10 protein-coding genes are annotated in these 19,632 nt (G+C 40.9%); all 10 read left to right on the top strand.

Translation table 11 applies throughout. The features are described 5' to 3' along the window. The first annotated feature begins 9 nt into the window (after positions 1-9). The 10 genes from AB6735_RS12050 (at position 10) to AB6735_RS12005 (ending at position 19,543) form a co-directional block, all read left to right on the top strand. Positions 10-1,095 carry a 2Fe-2S iron-sulfur cluster-binding protein gene (locus AB6735_RS12050; RefSeq protein WP_370996177.1) on the top strand — a complete coding sequence of 362 codons (1,086 nt, stop codon included), beginning with the start codon at positions 10-12 and terminating at the stop codon, positions 1,093-1,095. A gap of 150 nt (positions 1,096-1,245) precedes the next feature. Beyond that, positions 1,246-3,063 carry a class I mannose-6-phosphate isomerase gene (locus AB6735_RS12045; protein WP_370996176.1) on the top strand — a complete coding sequence of 606 codons (1,818 nt, stop codon included), beginning with the start codon at positions 1,246-1,248 and terminating at the stop codon, positions 3,061-3,063. Between the two features lie 193 nt (positions 3,064-3,256). After that, on the top strand, positions 3,257-6,289 hold the full coding sequence (locus AB6735_RS12040; protein WP_370996175.1) for a SusC/RagA family TonB-linked outer membrane protein: 3,033 nt from the start codon (positions 3,257-3,259) through the stop codon (positions 6,287-6,289). Positions 6,290-6,314: 25 nt separating this feature from the next. Continuing rightward, positions 6,315-7,829: a RagB/SusD family nutrient uptake outer membrane protein gene (locus tag AB6735_RS12035; RefSeq protein WP_370996174.1), complete on the top strand. Its 1,515-nt coding sequence runs from the start codon at positions 6,315-6,317 to the stop codon at positions 7,827-7,829. Positions 7,830-7,966: 137 nt separating this feature from the next. Beyond that, positions 7,967-10,669, top strand: coding sequence for a hypothetical protein (locus tag AB6735_RS12030; protein WP_370996173.1), 2,703 nt, complete (start codon positions 7,967-7,969; stop codon positions 10,667-10,669). A gap of 203 nt (positions 10,670-10,872) precedes the next feature. Continuing rightward, the gene (locus AB6735_RS12025) at positions 10,873-13,530 is read left to right on the top strand and encodes a hypothetical protein (protein ID WP_370996172.1); all 2,658 of its coding nucleotides are present in this window, start codon (positions 10,873-10,875) and stop codon (positions 13,528-13,530) included. Positions 13,531-13,801: 271 nt separating this feature from the next. Beyond that, positions 13,802-16,468 carry a hypothetical protein gene (locus AB6735_RS12020; protein ID WP_370996171.1) on the top strand — a complete coding sequence of 889 codons (2,667 nt, stop codon included), beginning with the start codon at positions 13,802-13,804 and terminating at the stop codon, positions 16,466-16,468. Positions 16,469-16,633: 165 nt separating this feature from the next. Beyond that, on the top strand, positions 16,634-17,764 hold the full coding sequence (locus AB6735_RS12015) for a zinc-binding dehydrogenase (RefSeq protein WP_370996170.1): 1,131 nt from the start codon (positions 16,634-16,636) through the stop codon (positions 17,762-17,764). 1 nt (position 17,765) lies between these two features. Next, positions 17,766-18,563 (top strand): alpha/beta hydrolase, encoded by a 798-nt coding sequence (locus tag AB6735_RS12010; RefSeq protein WP_370996169.1) that lies wholly within the window; start codon positions 17,766-17,768, stop codon positions 18,561-18,563. Beyond that, on the top strand, positions 18,560-19,543 hold the full coding sequence (locus AB6735_RS12005) for a phytanoyl-CoA dioxygenase family protein (protein WP_370996168.1): 984 nt from the start codon (positions 18,560-18,562) through the stop codon (positions 19,541-19,543). Before AB6735_RS12010 ends, AB6735_RS12005 begins: the two co-directional genes overlap by 4 nt. Positions 19,544-19,632: the final 89 nt, after the last annotated feature.

The following is a 19,632-nucleotide window of genomic DNA, read 5'->3' as shown; positions in this document are numbered from 1 at the left end:
AAATAGCGTATGAAATCATACAGAATGTATAAAGTTATCGGGAAAGTTAAAGAAAGTAGCTTAGTCGTTTCGTTGTACCTGGCGCCAATAGACGGTATTCCATTAACTTCGTTTCTGCCAGGCCAGCATTTGCTGTTCAAGCTGCACATCCCTGGTCATGAGGTTCCTGTATTTCGATATTACAGCTTTTCTGATATGTTCAATCACGAATATTATCGGGTATCGGTAAAAAAAGAACTTCCTCCCGGTAAGAATTTTGATTTACCGGAAGGAGTAGCTTCTTCTTATTTATATGATTGTGTAAAGGAAGGTGATATTCTGGAAGCAAAAGGACCATCAGGTGATTTTTATTTAAATCCTGAAGATAATAAACCAGTTGTTTTAATTGCCGGCGGGATAGGTATAACACCGTTGCTAAGCATCATTAAATCAATTGCCAAATCTAATCCGGACAAAATGGTTTATCTTTTTTACGGAGTCAATGAAAGTAGCGAACATGCTTTTCAAACGGAATTGCGGCAAATTAGTGATGCGCATAATAATAGCTGTATTACCACCTTTTATAATAAGGAAAACTCCGGTGATGTACAAGGGCTGCATTATGATTATGGAGGGTTCATAAACGTACAAACCATATTACAAATAACGAAAGAGATCTATTTGGATTATTATATATGCGGGCCGGGCGCAATGATGACCTATATTACCGGAGAACTAGAAAAATTAGGCATTGATAAACAAAATATCCATACGGAGTCATTTAATCATAAAAATGAAGAGAATTTGGCAGGAGAAATGCCGGTGCCGTTATCCGGTCAGGAAAGTTTAAAACTAAATGCTGACTTTTCAGTAGAGTTTTTACAGTCGGGTAAAAAGATACTATGGGATAATCGGTACCGATCTATACTGGAGTTTGCGGAAGGGAATGACATAGAAATAAGCTCTGGTTGTCTTTTCGGTGACTGCGGTACTTGTCTTACCGAGATAAGGGAAGGAAATGTACGCTATACACATCAAACACTGGTGGCAGTTGATAAAGGTAACTGTTTGCCCTGCAGTTGTATACCAACAAGTGATGTGATATTAAATGCATAGATTTATTAATACTTTTCGCTTTAGAAATTAAGCTTCCATGCAGGGAGCCAACATTTTGTAACAGAAACAAACAGATAGTTAAAGCTTTGAGATAGAAAAGGATATGTTTTTAGATAAAATATGTACATACATTACTACTAATAACAAGAAATGAATTCAAATAAGGTTACTGATCAAGTGAATGGTTATATGCCGGAGCATATACTGCTTCGCAAATCTTCGCAAAGGCTAATGCCTGGCACGTTAAATCGACCGGATACAGAGATGACTTATAATATTTATCCGGCTCATTCACTTGGTGAGGACAAGATATTTAATGGTTATGCCTCCTTGGCCAAATGGATCGTTCAACAAAAAAACGTGATTATTGACGGCTATGTGGGAGTTTTTTGGGGTAGGGTTCAGTCCGCGTTAAATCAACAAATTATAAACGCCGGGTTAACAATCAATTGGATTTATTCTGCCGCATATTTAAAACCCGTATCAGAAATCGACGCTATGGTAAGCCCTTTTTTAGGTGAACCGGAATCGGTTTGGGGAACAAAATGTTTACTGACGCTTAAAGATCTTTTTGAGGATGAGTTCTCGGCACAATCGCCCGATGAAGGATATGATATTAATATTGTTGTGGGGTCGGGTGCGTCACTGATAGACTGGAATGTGCCGATAATCTATATCGATCTGCCAAAAAATGAATTGCAATACCGAATGCGGGCGGGCTCGATTACCAATTTAGGGAACAACCGGTTATCTGACCCCATTTCAATGTATAAGAGGTTCTACTTTGTGGATTGGGTATTACTAAACCAGCATAAAAAATCGATACTCGATACAATCACTGTTATTGCTGATGGGCAATGGATTGATGAAATAAACTGGATGTTAAAAACTGACCTTATCGAAGGTTTAAATCAGGTTAGTAAATCCATTATCCGCGTAAGGCCCTGGTTTGAGCCAGGCGTATGGGGCGGACAATGGATAAAACAACATCTGTCCCAGGTAAATAAAGAAGTAGAAAACTACGCCTGGTCATTTGAACTGATTGTTCCCGAGAACGGATTGGTTTTTGAAAGTAATGGCTATTTACTTGAAGTCTCCTTCGACTTTTTGATGTTTTGTAATCAAGAGCAAGTGTTGGGCAGGCATGCTGCTCAATTTGGAGATGAGTTTCCGATAAGGTTTGATTTTCTTGATACCTATGATGGTGGCAACTTATCAATACAGTGCCATCCCCGCTTAAAATATATTCAGGAGCTTTTTGGCGAAAATATCACCCAGGATGAAACTTACTATATACTTGATTGTAAAGGCGATGCCCAGGTATATCTTGGTTTTCGGGAAGATATTGATGCAGCTTCCTTTAAGAATATCTTAATAGATAGTCAAAATAGAAATGTCGAAGTAAAGATTAATGACTTTGTTCAGTCACTTCCGGCAAAAAAGCATGACCTGTTTTTAATTCCGAACGGAACCATTCATAGCGCAGGGGTAAACAATATGGTGCTTGAAATAAGTGCAACACCGTACATATTCACCTTTAAAATGTACGACTGGTTAAGGTTGGATATGGATGGGAATCCCCGGCCGATCAATATTGAACATGCATTTAAGAATCTCGATTTTGATCGGAAGGGAAATCGTGTGCAGGAGGAACTTATTGCAAAGCCACAGATTATTGAAGACGGCGAAGATTGGCAGCTGGTTCACCTTCCAACTCATCAGCAACATTTTTATGATGTACACAGAATTGAGTTTGATAACACCATCAGTATTGATACCAATAATGGCTGCCATGTGATGATGCTGGTTGAAGGCGATGCCGTTTTGGTAGAAACGGCTAACGGTACTAAACAGACTTTGGCCTATGCTGAGACCTTTGTAATCCCGGCTGCGGCAAAAAATTATAAACTGACTAATCAGGGTAAGGGACGGGCAAAAGTTATTAAAGCATTTTTAAAGCAGATATAGATGACAACGATTCAGATCATTATCCTAAAGTCCTCTATGTGTGGTGAGTCTGGCATTTGCTTAAAATATCCGCCATAACTTGCTGATCCAGAGAATTAAACTTTTTGCCTAATTAATTATAAACCAATTATAAACCAATTTTATGAGATTTTTTTTACAAAAATGCAACACAAATGCAGGGCTGGGAACCCTAATGAAGCTTGTCGTTGTATTGCTTTGTCTTTTAGGAGGCATTCAACAGGCTTTCGCCCAGCAAGCCATTTCAGGATCAGTAAAGGATTTACGGGGAACACCTCTGGTAGCCGCATCAGTAAGGGTGAAAGGGACAAGTACCGGTACGTTAACCGATAAATATGGTGCATTTACAATTAAACTACCTGCTGGGAAAACTGTTTTGACAGTTACTTACGTCGGCTATGAGGCAATAGAGGTTGATGTTGCTTCCAAGACTTTCTCTTCTGCGATAGTATTAAAGGAGTCTTCGTCTTTGAAAGAAGTTGTAGTTGTAGGCTATGGTACACAACGTAAAATAGATGTTACAGGATCTATCGGCTCAGTTAATAGCAGAGCAATCACAGAAAGATCGTCACCTGATGCCATTGGTGCCTTACAAGGTCAAGTACCCGGAGTAAACATTACTCAAAACTCAGGCAAAACAGGTGATTATAGAATCAATATCAGAGGCTTCAATTCTATTAACGCATCCAATAATCCTTTATTTGTTATTGATGGCGTTATCGGGGCTGATTACAGTGCGATAAACCCAAATGATATAGACAAAATTGATGTACTGAAGGATGCATCAGCATCTGCAATTTACGGAGCACGCGGTTCTGGCGGCGTAATTATAATTACTACAAAACAAGGTAATTATAATAGGCCAACCACTTTAAGTTACAATGCGGTAGGGGGGTTCAATAGCTTACAAAGAGAGATCCCGGTTTTGAATTCAACCCAATACCAGGCTATGGAAAAACAAGCTTATGCCAATTCAGGTGTGCCTTATCCTAATTTCGGCGTACTTGAACCGGATTTGTTTAAGCCAGATAATACGCCAAGGTATAATACAGACTGGCAGAAAGAAGTGTATAAACCAACATTTTCACAGAATCATAATTTGTCTGTAAGTGGTGGAACTGATGCTTCTAAGTTTAACTTAGCTGTTGGTTATCAGGATGATCGGCCATTGTCGTTATTTACTTATAATAAGAAATTTTCTGCCCGGCTAAACGTAGACTCAAAGATAAACCAATGGCTTAATGCCGGGTTAAACATATCAGGGATTTACAATCTGTCAAAAACTAATGATGGGTTTGGCTATGGTGTACAGAGGATGGCTTTGGAATCTTTGCCTTATATTCCTGTAAAACTCCCTAACGGAAAATGGGGATCCGACGGTATGCATTTATTAGGTGAAAGTACTCCGGCCAATCCTGTTGCAGACGCTACTAATGACCTTGACCTAACCCACCGGACGCTTACTTTCGCTAACACTTATTTGGAGGCTGTTCTTTCTCCGAACCTGAGTTTCAAAACGAGTCTGTCAGGTCAGGTGAATTCAAGTAAAAATAATTTCGCTTATAGCTCTGATCTGCTGGATAGAGGTCAATATAATGGTATTAATGCATCTATAAGCACAGATCAAAACCTGTATTGGCAAAGTTCAAGTTATTTTACTTACAATAACACGTTCGGTCGGATCCATAAAATTAACGCAACGCTGGGTGCAGAGTGGTCACAAACTTCTGATGAAACCTTTGCGGACGGTGTTAACGGTTTTGATAGCAGTTATTTTTTATTTAATAATTTAGGCGCTGCAAACATTGCTAATCCGCCAACGTCTGCTGCTTACAAAAAGCAAACCAATTCGTATTTTGGCAGGGTAGTATACTCTTTGTCAGACAAATATTTGTTCACCGCAACCGGCCGTTACGATGGAGCATCAGTGTTTGGTGAAAATCATAAGTTTGCGTTTTTCCCTTCGGCGGCAATTGCGTGGCGCGTTTCACAAGAAGATTTTTTAAAGAACAGCAAGCTGATCAGCAATTTAAAGCTAAGATTAAGTTACGGAAGTACGGGAAATTCCTCCATAGATTCCTATCGGTCTCTCAGTACGCTAAGTACAAATTACGCAATTTTTTCAGGTACAAGGACAGCCGGGGTTGTGCAGGGTGTTATTCCCAATTCGGATTTAAAATGGGAGCAAACCAATCAGCTTGATTTAGGGCTGGACCTGGATCTATTTCATGGGCGTATAAATATCGTTGCCGATGTTTATAATAAAGTAACCCATAATTTGCTGCTTAATGCGCCGGTTCCCTTGTCAACAGGTTATGATAACGTATTAAAAAACATTGGTTCGGTCGGTAATAAGGGCCTTGAATTAGGAATTACTTCAAATAATTTGACTGGAGATTTAACCTGGAGCACCACATTAAATCTTGCTTTCAACAAAAATAAGGTATTGGCATTAGGAACTAACAATGAAGATATATTTCCAGGTCCGTCAGTTCTTGACCAAATAGGTATTTTAAGAGTAGGACAGCCGGTAGGATCTTTATGGGGCTATAAACAAGATGGCACCTGGGGCTCAGATGAGGCTGCACAAGCAGCAAAGTACGGGAAAAGGCCTGGCGATATTAAAGTAGTTGACTTAAACAATGATGGCCAAATTAATTCCAAAGATCAAACCATACTTGGGCACTCTTATCCAAATTATACAGGAGAATTTATTAATAGGTTAAAGTACAAAAATTTTGATTTCTCCTTAGATATAGGCTTTAGCCAGGGAAACAGCGTCTTTAACATCGGAGTTCTTATTCAGGAACAGAGACAAACCTATGCTAATGCTTTTACAACCGTTCGTAATGCGTGGACACCTGCAAATCAAAAAACGGACGTAGGCTATGTACGCTTGAATAACGACCCCCATGGGTCTACGCTGCTCCAAACATCAAGGTACGTATACGACGGATCCTTTATCAGAGGCAGAAACATGACATTGGGCTATACTTTTCCGCAATCTATTGCTAATAAATTCAGTATGAGTTCATTAAGGGTTTTTGCTGGCTTGCAAAACTTCTTTATGCTTACAAAGTATAAAATCGGCCACGATCCTGAGGCATCATCATGGGCGCCGTCTTTACCTTTTGCCTACGGTATCGATTTGTATGGTGAACCCAGGCCAAGAATATTCAATCTTGGATTAAGCATGAACATTAAATAATATCAACCTGTAAAATTTGTTAGTCATGAAAAAAATAATAAAACTATCAGTCATTGCATTCGCCTTTCTGGCGATGCCATCCTGTAAGAAATTCCTTGAGGAGAATCCACCAAGCGCCTATACTCCAGCCAATTACTATAAAAGTCTTGTTCAGGCACAAAATGCTGTTAACGGTATTTACGCTTCAATCAGTACTTTATACAGTCAGGGCGGTAATTTTGATGATTTAGGTTTGCTGTTGCTTGAAATGCCAACAGGTCAGTCCAACACTGATATCAGCCAGTCGACCAACAATCAAGAGTTACTACACCTAAATACAAGTTCTGCGAATTTATATGTACGTCAATGGTGGAGGACATCTTATAAGGGTATTGACGCAGCGAATTTGGCAATTACCAATATTTCCGCTATGCCAGCTTCAGTCGTGTCTGCTACTCAAAAGAGTCAGTTAGTTGGGCAAGCTCAATTTTTAAGAGCGTGGTTTTATTTTAATTTGGTAAGGATTTATGGAGATGTACCATTATTAACTACTCCAACAACTGGCACTGCAGATTCACAAATTCCAAGAAACCCGACTAAAGATATATATGAGAAATTAATTGTGCCTGATCTATTATCGGCAGAGCAAAGCGGCTTACCGTTTGCAGATCAAACAGGAAGAGTGTCATTGGGGGCGGTAAAAGGATTGCTGGCAAAGGTATATGAAACGATGGCCGGTTATCCCCTGCAGCAGGCAGATAAACACGCTTTAGCCAAACAAAAAGCACTGGAAGTTATTTCGTCAAATCAGTTTACGTTGTACAGCAATTATGATCAGTTCCGTGACCCGTCGAATGACAATAAGATGGAGAATATTTTTATGGCCCAATTTTCAAGCAAAGATCTGTCTAACCCATTGTTTGCCCAGACACTTCCATTGTTTCAGCCCATAAGCGGTGTTTATTCAGGTAACGGTGCGCTAACACCAGATTTAACGTTTTACAAATCATTCAAGCCTGGCGATAAAAGAGGACAAGAAGATCAATACTTCTTTTCTCATTACGCAAATCACGGATCAGGTGCAGATGTTGTATTTAGTGAGGGACAGCATATTTTTAAATACTTTGATAATGTAAGTTATGCTAATAACACACAATCTGGTAAATGCTTTCCAATAATTCGTTTGACTGACATTATGCTTTTATGTGCAGAAGCCCAAAATGAAGCGGATGGAACTCCAGATGCTAATTCATATACCTATTTGAATCAAATCAGATCAAGAGCTGGGTTAGCCCCATTGACAGCGCTCAGTCAAAGTCAGTTTCGTCAAGCCGTTTGGCGTGAACGGAATCATGAACTTTGTTATGAAAATATAACTTGGTTTGACATGGTTAGAACCCGTATGGCTTACGATACCAAAAATGATGCATTTGTACCTTTGGTAGGATATACCTTTCCTTACGGATCGAATATCACTTTTCAGACAAAAAATTTACTATTCCCCTTGCCTCAATCTGAAATACAAGCCAATCCTAAGCTTACGCAAAATACAGGATACTAAGACATAAAAAGATACAAATACTTTAACAGTAATAGATCTCAGGTCGCTGCCTTTAAAGAAAGTGGTGCCGTGATAGCACCACTTTCTCACTTATGAAAAATGAGAACAAAACGGGGAGAATCAGAAAATAAGCAATTATGAAAAAAATAGCGATAGGCATCTTATTACTCCATAGCATAATAGTTTTGGGGCAGGATAAGCGTCGCGGTTTACCGCCTGTAAATCCAAATGTTAAAGAGGTTATAGTGATATTCAAAACGCACTTTGATATTGGTTATACACATCGGGTTAAAGATGTTGTACAATATTATCGGACGGAAATGATCGATAAGGCTTTGGATATAATGGACAAAACCAAAGATTTGCCCACATCACAGCAATTTACCTGGACTGCACCAGGCTGGGTAATGGCTAAGGTATTGGAAGATTGGCCCGGCCAAACACCCGAGCGCCACCAACGATTGGAAGATGCCTTTAAGTCAGGGCGGTTTGTAGCCCATGCCATGCCTTTCTCCGTTCAATCACAAATATTGTTTCCCGAAGATATTGCGAGGTCATACGAATCATCTTCTTTTGTTTCCAGGAAATATGGTTTGCCGTTGCCGCGCGGAGCAAAAATGACGGATGTGCCTTCTCAGGCAAGTCTCTTGGCAACAGGCTTGGCACGAGGCGGGGTGAAATTTATGCATATTGGCTGCAACTGGCCAAGTGGATACGTAAAATATCCACCCCTTTTCTGGTGGCAAGGGCCTGATGGAAGCCGTGTTTTGACGCTTTATTCGACTATTTACGGGACCGCAACAGGATTGTCATGGCCAAAGGCATGGGGAGGTAAAGATGGATACGTAGGAGAGAATCTAATTCCACCTGCTAATTGGCCCTATAAAGTATGGCCTGCTATTTTTGTCACCCTTGATAATTCGGGTCCGCCCAGTCCAAAAGACGTAAAAGCATTATTTGATGAGGCCGCAAAAAAAATGCCGGGTGTGAAGGTTCGGGTAGGGCGCCTGGAAGATTTTGCCGACGCTGTTTTAAAAACACATCCTCAATTACCAATTGTAAAAACAGATGCACCAGACACCTGGATCCAGGGTAATATGAGCGACCCCGGTGGAATGAAAATCTCCCGCAATATTAATCCACTTATACCAGCCGTCGAGGGGCTGAACACGCAACTTAAAAACTGGAATATAAATGTTCCTGATCCAACCAAAGATATTTCAAAAGCTTATGAAAATGTGTTATTGTATGCGGAACATACCTGGGGAGGAGCCAGTTCTGTAAACCAATACGGAGAGGCATTTAAAAACCTTTCACCCGAAACATATAAAGATTTGGAAGCATCATGGGAAGATAAGACCAATTATATTCATACAACACAGCATATTATAGAATCCCTGCTGGCAGATAACCTGTCGGCCCTCGCTCAAAATGTTAATCAGCCAGGTAAACGTTATATAATTTATAACCCGCTTCCTTACAGCAGATCAGGGTGGGTTGAAGCAGGCCGTGATCATAAATATATTAATGCTAAGGATATCCCTTCCTGTGGTTACAAAACCTTTACCGAAAAAGATCTGGTGGAAAAAGCTGCCGTTGAGTTAAATTCAAACAAGATCGAGAATAAGTATTTCGTAATCACGTTTGATCCAACCCGGGGCGGTATTTCATCCCTTATTGACAAACGTACCGGAAAAGAATGGGTTGACGGCAATGCTAAACAGGGCATGGGGCAGTATATGAACGAGCGGTTTACTTATGAACAAACCGTAAAATACGATACTGAATATCAGCAGGGGCGTGCGATGGACATCTTTGGCGCAAAAGGAGTATGGCTGCATCCGGGTTTATACAAGCCTGGAATGATCTCAGAAAAGCAGATTCCTTACCGTGCTGCATTATCAAAAAATGGCAGTTTAAAAATCATTAAAGAAGTTAATCAGGAAACAGGCATTATTGATATGCCTGCAGATACTGCTAATCATTTTCCTGCCTCTTCATTGCGGGTTATACTACAAAATGATAAGCCTTTTGTGGATATGGAGATCACGATTAAGGACAAAGCAAAAGATAACTGGCCTGAAGCTGATTGGTTCTGTTTCCCGTTTAAAATAAACACACCTAAATTTACGGTAGGCCGCTGTTTAGGCATGATGGACCCGGCCAAAGATATTCAGGAAGGTGCAGATAAAGATATGTATGCTGTTGGAACTGGGGTTACGATAACCGGTCATGACGGAGCCGGAATAGCTTTTGTTCCCTTTGATCACCCGCTGATCAGTTTGGACAGACCCGGCATCTGGAAGTTTTCTAAGGAGTTCATTCCGCATAAAGCGGTTATTTATCTTAATCTTTATAATAACCAATGGAATACCAACTATCGTTACTGGTATCCGGGAACCTGGAGCTCCAAAGTGAGGATATCGACCTTTACGAAAAATAGTACGGTAGAATCAAGATTGGTTACTCCGGCTCTGGAAGCAACTACTCCATTATTGGTAGGCGAAGCCGATGGGAATGCAGGCAATCTTCCAACTGAGCAACCCGGGATTTCTGTTTCAAGGAAAGGTATCCAAATTACTGCTTATCGTCATAATAGTGCCAATAATCCTGTATTTGCAACACACAACAATAATCAAAATGCCACTCTGTTGCGCTTGTGGGAGCAAGGCGGTAATTCGGGTTCTGTTACGGTTACATTGCCGGAAGGTTCAAATTCCATCAAAGCAACCCCGGTAAATCTACGTGGTGAAATAATCGGAAAACAGCGTTCGATTTCTAAGGGTACTCTTACGTTTTTTCTGGGACATTATGCACCGGCAAGTTTTGTATTAGAGTAAATCGGATGGTCATAGTAAAAACAGAAATTATTATTCTGATTGTAATGTGATCTTTTTTGTTGGGCGTCGAAGATAAAAAAGCAAAAGGGTAAAGATATTTCAGGGATGAGATCCTGAGATTTAGTTGATGAGTATTTCCGGCATTGTCGGAATACTTAAAAAAAATCTAAACGAGGTAATTATAAACCAGGAAGTAAATACGTATGAGAAAGAAAATCAGGATTTTAGTTTTTACTATGTTGATATTGTCAACAGGAACATTCGCACAAGACAAACCCGTTTCTCCTATACCAGAAGCGCCCGTCCCCTCGAATTTACTACCAGGAAAAAAGGCGCCTGTAGTTACTGATGTATGGGTAGTGTTTAAAACACATTGCGATCTGGGGTACACCATGCCTGCCAGCGCGGTATTTAAGAAATATCGTGAAGATATGATGGATAATGCCATCCGCTTAATAGAGGCCGATAAGAAAAGAACGCCTGATGAGCGCTTTAGATGGACGATTGCCGGCTGGCCCATGAAAGCAGTTATTCTTGGTCCGTTGCAAACGGCCGAACGAAAACAAAAAGTAGAACAGGCCATCCGGGCTGGCGCTATAAGTGTACACGCGTTACCGGCCACTATTGAATCGGATGTGATGGAACAGGAAGATTATGTACGGAGCCTGATCTTTTCTTCCCAGATTGCGAGGGAGTATGGTCATAAATTACCGATTGCGGCAAAGATGACAGATGTACCAGCGCACAGTTGGTTATTACCTACCTTGCTACATCATGCGGGTATTAAATTTATACAAATTGGTTGTAACTATACCGTTCAACCGGTACGTCTGCCGCAACTTTTTTGGTGGCAGGGGCCCGATGGATCAAAAGTGCTTTGCAACTATACGCCGCATTATGGTTCTGGCGTAAAACCTCCGGAGAACTGGCCTTCTAAAAATTACCTCGCCGTAATTATGACGCACGACAATGAAGGCCCCCCTTCACCCAAAGAAATTGAAGAGGTGAAAAAGCAGGCAGCCGAAATGAAAGGTGTTCGCCTGCATTTAACTGACCTGGATGAATATGCGAAAGTTCTGCTGGCCGAAAATCCGCAGGTACCCACTATTCGTGGAGATATGGTTGATCCGTGGATTCACGGTGTAATGGCGATGCCTCAGGAATCAAAAACTGCCAGGAATATTCGCCCGCTTGAACCAGCTCTGGATGTATTGAACACAGAATTGAAGTCATGGGGTGTTGCAACCACATCATTAGCACAACCTTTGGCAAAGGCATACGAAAACAGTATGCTCTTTAGTGAGCATACTTTTGGTGCATGGGCACCGGGCACCGGTGTATTTTCAAAAGACGGAAAAACAGAAGTGCCGGTAGCAGATCGATACAAGTACAATGAGGATTTTATTAAAGCAAGAAAAGAAGGCTTTTATGAGAAATTCGAAGCCAGCTTTAAAGACAAGGCACAATACATTAATACAACAGACAGCATTATTGGAACAAATTTCAATACCCGTATTAACCTGCTGGCCAGCAATATAAAGGCGAATGTCGGCGACATAGTGGTGTACAATCCATTGCCCTGGATGCGAAGCGGAATGGTTGATTTTAATGGGGAAAAAATAGCGGTCAAAAATATTCCTGCAGATGGTTACAAAGTAATCAGAAATCGGGCATCAACCTTTACTACATCGGATGCTAATACAACCATTCTCAATACCAATTTTTTTACAGTAAAGTTTGATACGAAGAAAGGCGGAGTTGTTTCGTTAATTGAAAAAGCAACCGGAAAAGAGTTGGTTGATCAGCATTCCAATTATGTGCTTGGCCAGTTTCTGCATGAACGTTTCAGCTATGCACAAACCAAAGATTACCACGACAGAAATTATACAATGAATAATCCGCTGGCAGGCCTTAAACCAAACTTGCCGCAGGATATTTCTTATTCGGCTACGACGCCTGTCGATTGGAAAATGAAAGTAGAACAATCACCCGTCGCTGATAAGGTTACGCTGGTTACAAACAATGCAAATCCTATCGCCGAATCGGTTTCTATCAGCTTTACTTTTCCAAAAGCATTTGCGTATGTGGATGTGGAGTGGGATGTTACCAATAAAACTCCCAACACCGTACCAGAGGGAGGATGGCTTTGCTTTCCGTTTAACGTGCATAAGCCAAAGTATCTCGTAGGCCGTTTGGGTGGGGCTATGAATTTAGCAAAAGATCAGATTGTTGGTGGTAACCGCTATATATACGGTGTACAAACAGGGGCGTCACTTGTTGCTTCAGATCAATCGGGTGTTGGTATTTGTGCTATCGATGCACCCTTGCTTAGCTTTGGCAAACCGGGACTCTGGCAATATGATTATGATTATTTTCCAAAACAGCCCGCTGTATTTGTGAATCTGTACAACAATATGTGGAATACCAATTTCCCATACTGGACCGAAGGATCGTGGAGCGAAAGGGTACGCATCTGGAGCATCAAGAAAGGAGAAAAAACAGCAGAGAATCTCGCTGTACAATCATGGGAAGCGAGAACTCCATTAATGGCTGTTGCCGCAAATGGGCAAGGCAAAATACTGCCCGCGCAGCAAACCGGCATCTCAGTTTCACGTAAAGGTGTACTTGTTACCGCTTTTGGTGAAGATACTGATGGCAACAAAGGCACACTGCTGCGCTTATGGGAACAGGCAGGTAATTCAGCTTCTGTTACAGTTACATTACCCAAAGGTTCAAATTACACAAAAGCGACTCCTGTAAACCTGCGTGGTGAAAAAAGCGGGAAACAGCTATCGGTTTCTAAGGGTAAATTAACGTTTTTCTTGGGACATTATGCACCGGCAAGTTTTGTATTGGAGTAAATAAATTATAAACGCTAAAGTAACAATGGGAAATTATTTATCAGATAGTAAGACGGCCTTTCCTGCGAGGGGGCGACAGCAAAAAGCAGGGGGGCTGAAAAATATTTCAAGGGTGAGATCTTGAGATTTGGTTGATGGCAATCCCGGCATAGCCGGGATTGCTTTATCCCCAAAAAAATTGTTAAATAACTAAACCCACCATAAAGCTTTATTTTAAGAACGGGCAAATAAAAATTTTAAGTAGATATATCTTTTTAATAAAAATAATTATATGAGAAAAAAAGCCTTGGGTTTCTTGTTGATGTCATTTTCAATCGTTACATCCTCATTTGCACAAACCAAAGTAGATACGTCAATAAGGGAAATTATTCTGGTATTTAAGACGCATTTTGATATCGGGTATACTGATTTTGCTGAAGCTGTAGTTCAAAAGTACAGTACTTCTATGATGCAGAATGCTTTTGATGTGATTGAAAAAAACAAAGAAGTGCCACCAGAAAAACAATTTGTGTGGACCGTGTCTGGCTGGCCTATGAGTAAAATGTTGACGCAAAGTTTGCCGGCAGTAAAATTACAAGTTGAGCGCGCTTTAAAAGATGGTCATTTTGTGATTCATGCATTGCCATTTAGTTTACAAACGGAGTCAAGTGATCCAGAGATGCTTGTCCGCGGCCTAAATATATCTTCTTCAATTTCAAGAAACTATGGATTGCCATTGCCATACGATGCAAAAATGTCGGATGTTCCCAGTCACTCATGGATATTACCGACACTGTTAACTCATGCTGGGGTGAAAATACTTCATATAGGGTGCAATCCTGCATCACAATCGCCTGATGTACCGCTTCTTTTCTGGTGGCAGGGACCGGACAACTCAAAATTAATGACAATGTACTCGCCTAAATACTACGGGACATCTTTGCTTCCACCTGATAACTGGCCATATAAAACTTGGTTGGCGATAATGCAGACAAATGACAATTCAGGGCCACCATCTCCGGAAGATGTTAATAAGTATCTTGCAGAGCTTAGCAAATATGCGCCTTATGCCAAGGTGAAAATTGGCAGGATATCGGACTTCTATGATGCCATAATTAAGGAGAATCCTAAATTGCCAGTAGTGCGCGGGGATATGCCTGATACATGGATACATGGCTTCATGTCAATGCCGCGGGAAGTGAAGGATTCCAGGAAAGTTAGTACCAATTTATTCGCATTACAATCATTAAATACGCTACATAATTTATGGACAAAAAAAGGGTACAATATCTCCGGGATACTATCAGATGCTTATACCAATAACTTACTGTTTGACGAACATACCTTCGGAATGGCATTGAGTCACGGAAGCAACGGTACGTGGTCTTATGGCAATGAATTTCAAATGCAACGGGCTAATGGTGCGTACGACGATATTGAAAAATCCTGGAAAGAAAAAAGTGACCGCGTGTTTGATGCTGAAAAAATTGTCAGCCCCTCACTCAACCGCCAATTAAGAGAAATTGCTCAGGAAGTACAGATTAAGGGTAAGAGAATATTTGTTTATAATCCGCTGCCCTGGAAGCGTAGTGGTATTGTTACCATTAAAGAAAGCAGTTATTGGAATCCCTGCAATGCTGTAAAAGATGTTATAACCGGAGAAATAATACCAGTTTCAAACCAAAAAAACCAGATTCAATTTTTTGCACATGATATGCCACCCTCAGGGTACCGCAATTACATTTTGCTGAATGATGGTCAATTAAATACCGTGAAGGATCTGTCAGTTAACAAAGCCTTTAAAATTATTGAGAATAAATATTTAAGAATACAATTTGATACTACAAGAGGTACTTTAAGCTCTCTCATCGATAAAATTTCGGGCAAAGAAATGATTGACCAAAAAAGCAAATATGGGTTTGGTCAATATGTATATGAACGTTTTAGCAAAAAGGATGCTGATGATTACGTTAAAACGTATGTCAAAGCAGGACATGAATGGGCAGACGCAGAACTAGGCAGGCCAAATTTAACAAACGAGCCGCACATGAGGGAAAGTGGGAGGAACGCAAAAATAATATTCTCTCAAACCCCCATTTCGGTAAGTGCGACGATGCTGTTTTCCGCAACACCAAGTCTTGCACACAATTACAGCATCACAGTGACTTTATACACTAATACACCGAATGCAGAATTAACATGGAGTATTAATGCAAAACCTGCTGACGCATGGCCAGAAGCCGGGTGGTTAAGCTTCCCATTCAATGTTAGTACGCCAATATTTAAGTTAGGGCGGCTTGGCGGGGTTGTCGATCCTGCTAAAGATTTCATCAAAGGCAGTAATTTTGATTATTGCTTCCTCAATTCAGGTATGGCGATAATAAATGGGACTGGTGGCGGATTTGCTCTTTCTTCTCCTGATGCTCCCGGTATTAGTCTGGGGAGACCCGGACTTTGGAAATTTTCAGACCATTTCGTTCCGAAAGATGCTAACGTATTTATAAATCTTTACAATAATCTATGGAGTACCAATTTCACTGAATGGGTTGAAGGCTCATGGTCAGCAAAGGTTTATCTGTGGGCTGCAAGTAATTTTGATAATGAAGCATCCCTCATAACTCCCTCTGAAGAAAATCGCAACCCTCTTTTGTCAGCATTGGTAAATGATAGTGGGGGTTCGCTCCCTGTCTCAGCAACGGGCGTTCAATTATCACAAAAGGGTATAATGGTGACAGCGTTCGGTAACAACCCCGACGGGGACGGAATTATTTTAAGATTGTGGGAACAAGCGGGGAAATCAGGAAGATGTATAATTACGTTACCAGAACACACGATATTTAAGACAGCTCAGTTTTGTGATCTGCGCGGTCAAAAAATTGGAAATGCTTTCAATATTGAAGATGGAAAGATTGATGTTGATATTCAGGCTTACGCACCGACTTCTATTTTATTGAATTGAAACGGTCTATCAACAGCTGCGCATTATTTTATTTAAGTGTTTTATCATGAAATTACAATATCGCAGATCGCCATGTCAGGACAAAGAATCAATATAATGAAATTACGCAGCTATCATCCTTTTAAGGATAAGCAGTTACTGTTTTTTTATAAATAATCTGAAAATATGAGAAGTAGTTTGTACGCCAAAGCGGCGATATCAATGCCTGGTGAGAAATTTTCTATTGAGAAAATTCAGGTGAACGCTCCCGAAGAGGGTGAGGTGTTAGTGGAATTAATGGCGGCCGGGCTTTGTCACACCGATTTTGATTCATTAAGTTGGAAAGCACCACTTATCCTTGGTCACGAAGGCGCTGGAATTGTGGAAGCGGTTGGGAAAAATGTGCAATCTGTACGACCAGGTGATAAAGTTATTTTGAATTGGGGGATGCCTTGCGGAGTATGTTTTCAATGTATTCATAGTAACCAGAATATTTGTGAAAATAATTCTCCGGTAATTTCCGGCGATCAATACTACGGGTCAATAATGTCTAAAGGGCATGTTCCTTTAGAGCGAACCTTGTATAAAAATAAGGGTATCAGGCGTTCCTTTAACCTGGGTACGCTCTCCACTTATACCGTTGTTAAAGAACAGGCAGTAGTTAAATATGATATTGAGATCCCCTTTGCTTCAGCAAGTATCATTAGTTGTGGTGTTATTACCGGCTACGGTTCTGCGGTTAATGTAGCCGGGGTTAAACCTGGTTCTTCTGTTGTAGTACAGGGTACAGGAGGGGTGGGATTAAATGTTATCCAGGGGGCCAGAATAGCCGGTGCAGACAAAATTATTGCGGTTGACATTAATTCTTCACGTTTAGAAATGGCTAAGCTCTTTGGCGCCACTCATTTCGTACAACCATCGAAAGATGATACTGAACTAAAAGAGGCCGTGAAGGAGGTGTTTGCCATAACAGATGGCCGCGGGGCAGATTATGCTTTTGAATGTACCGCGATTCCTGCTTTGGGTGCGGCTCCGTTAAAATTTATTCGAAATGCCGGTATGGCAGTTCAGGTTAGCGGTATAGATGATACGATCCCTTTTGATATGAAATTATTTCAGTGGGATAAGGTTTACCTCAACCCGCTTTATGGAAAGAGCAGGCCACAGGTAGATTTTCCTATACTGCTGAATTTATACAAGAACAAAAGACTGTTGCTTGACGAAATGGTTACCAGGACTTATGCGTTGGAAGACTTGGCCAACGCGTTTGAGGACATGCATGCAGGTACAATCGCTAAAGGAGTAATCGTATTTTAATATGGGAGCATCAAGTGATATTGCCATTTCGGATCCAAGGTTTGAGCGTGACAACCTCAGACAAATAACTGTAATAAGTGAAAATTTAAAAGGAAGGGGCGATATATCAGTATTTGTGCCGCCTGGCCACGACTATGAAAGTTTGCCAATTGTTTTGCTTTTGCACGGAGTTTATGCCAGCCATTGGGCCTGGACTCACTTTGCGGGTGTGCATCTTAAGGCAATGGCGGGCATTAATGAAGGGCTGCTAAAGCCTATGGTACTGGTTATGCCTTCAGATGGCTTATGGGGACATGGCAGTGGATACATGCGGCATAAGGATCAGGATTTTGAAGAATGGATCATCTCTGACGTTATCAACGCTGTTACCCAATCTATAAAAGAAACGAGCAGTCGCTCAGCATTATTTATCGCCGGTCTTTCCATGGGCGGATATGGCGCCTTAAGGCTTGGTGCAAAATATGGAAACCGGATAAGAGCCGTCTCGGGTTTGTCTTCTATGACGGATGCCAGACAACTGAGTGATTTTTCCGGGGATGATCTAACCGGTTTATTGGAGGAGAATTCAACCGAACTTTCGGTGTTCGATACGATGCTCAAGTACAGAAATATACTTCCAATGATCCGATTTGATTGTGGTACGTCAGATCCTTTACTAGAACATAACAGGGTATTGCATCAACAAATGTTAACACATCATATTCCGCATGCCTATTACGAATTCGCTGGTTCTCACGACTGGCCGTATTGGGAGGAACATATCATGAAAACTTTGATTTTTTTTAATGAGCAATTATGAAAGATTTAAAAACTACATTATCTAACGATCTTGCAAGCTACAGTCACCCTATCAGCAGGATGTTTGAACAACCGAAGAATGCAAAAGATTGGGAGCAATACATGCTAACCGAAGAGCAAATTCAGTCTTTTTCCACCAATGGATTTGTTAACGGTATTAAGATCATGACCGAAGAGCAGGTAAGCATACTGAATGACGAACTTGTAAGACTGCAGTCTTTAACTGCTGAAGAAAAAGAATTGTTTTATCATTATGAAACTAATGAATCTGAAGATCCTGAAAAAGTATTGTTTCATGCCATTGGTGCATGGAGGGTAACCCGGGGATTTCATGATTTAATTTGGTCCCCGGCATACCGCATGGCTGCGTATCAACTGCTCGGGCAGTCTTTCAGGCTATTTCACGATCAGCTATTTTGCAAGCCTGCCAAACATGGCGGGGTTGTAGCCTGGCACCAGGACTTTTCTTACTGGACTTTTACTAAGCCTATGCATCATCTCACTTGCTGGATAGGCCTGGATGACGCTACAAAAGAAAATGGATGCCTTTATTTTGTGCCGGGAAGTCACAAATGGGGTTTACTGCCTATTACCGGATTAACAGGAGATATGAATGCGGTGACGGAAATTTTAAATGAAGAACAGTTAGGCATCTTTGAAAAAAGGGTGGCTAATGAGCTGCCAAAAGGGTATGCAAGTTTTCATCATCCATTAATGATGCACGGATCTTACTCAAATTATTCAGAAAGACCCAGAAGAGCAGTTGTGCTTAATGCCATGGATCATCGTACATTGGGTAATATCGCTGGCTATGACAGGATGGAAGAGTTAGCGCATTTTCCAGCCATGGTGCAGGATGAATTACTGGATAGCCGTTTCTTTCCCCTTTTATTTGACGGGGACAAAGAATTGAAAGCTTTAACAAGGCATGTACCCAAAGTTGATGTTAAGGAACTATACGATGATACTTTAGTTTTTTAAACACAACCATTTATACTTTTTAACGCACCTGATAAATTTTTAACCAGCCAGGGTAATTCCTGTATTTCAAAAAAGGGAAAAGGCCTGTT

The organism is Mucilaginibacter sp. RCC_168 (assembly GCF_041355315.1).
Classification (GTDB): domain Bacteria; phylum Bacteroidota; class Bacteroidia; order Sphingobacteriales; family Sphingobacteriaceae; genus Mucilaginibacter.
The sequence above is the reverse complement of the archived record's forward strand: the minus strand, read 5'-3'. Positions and strand labels throughout refer to the sequence as shown.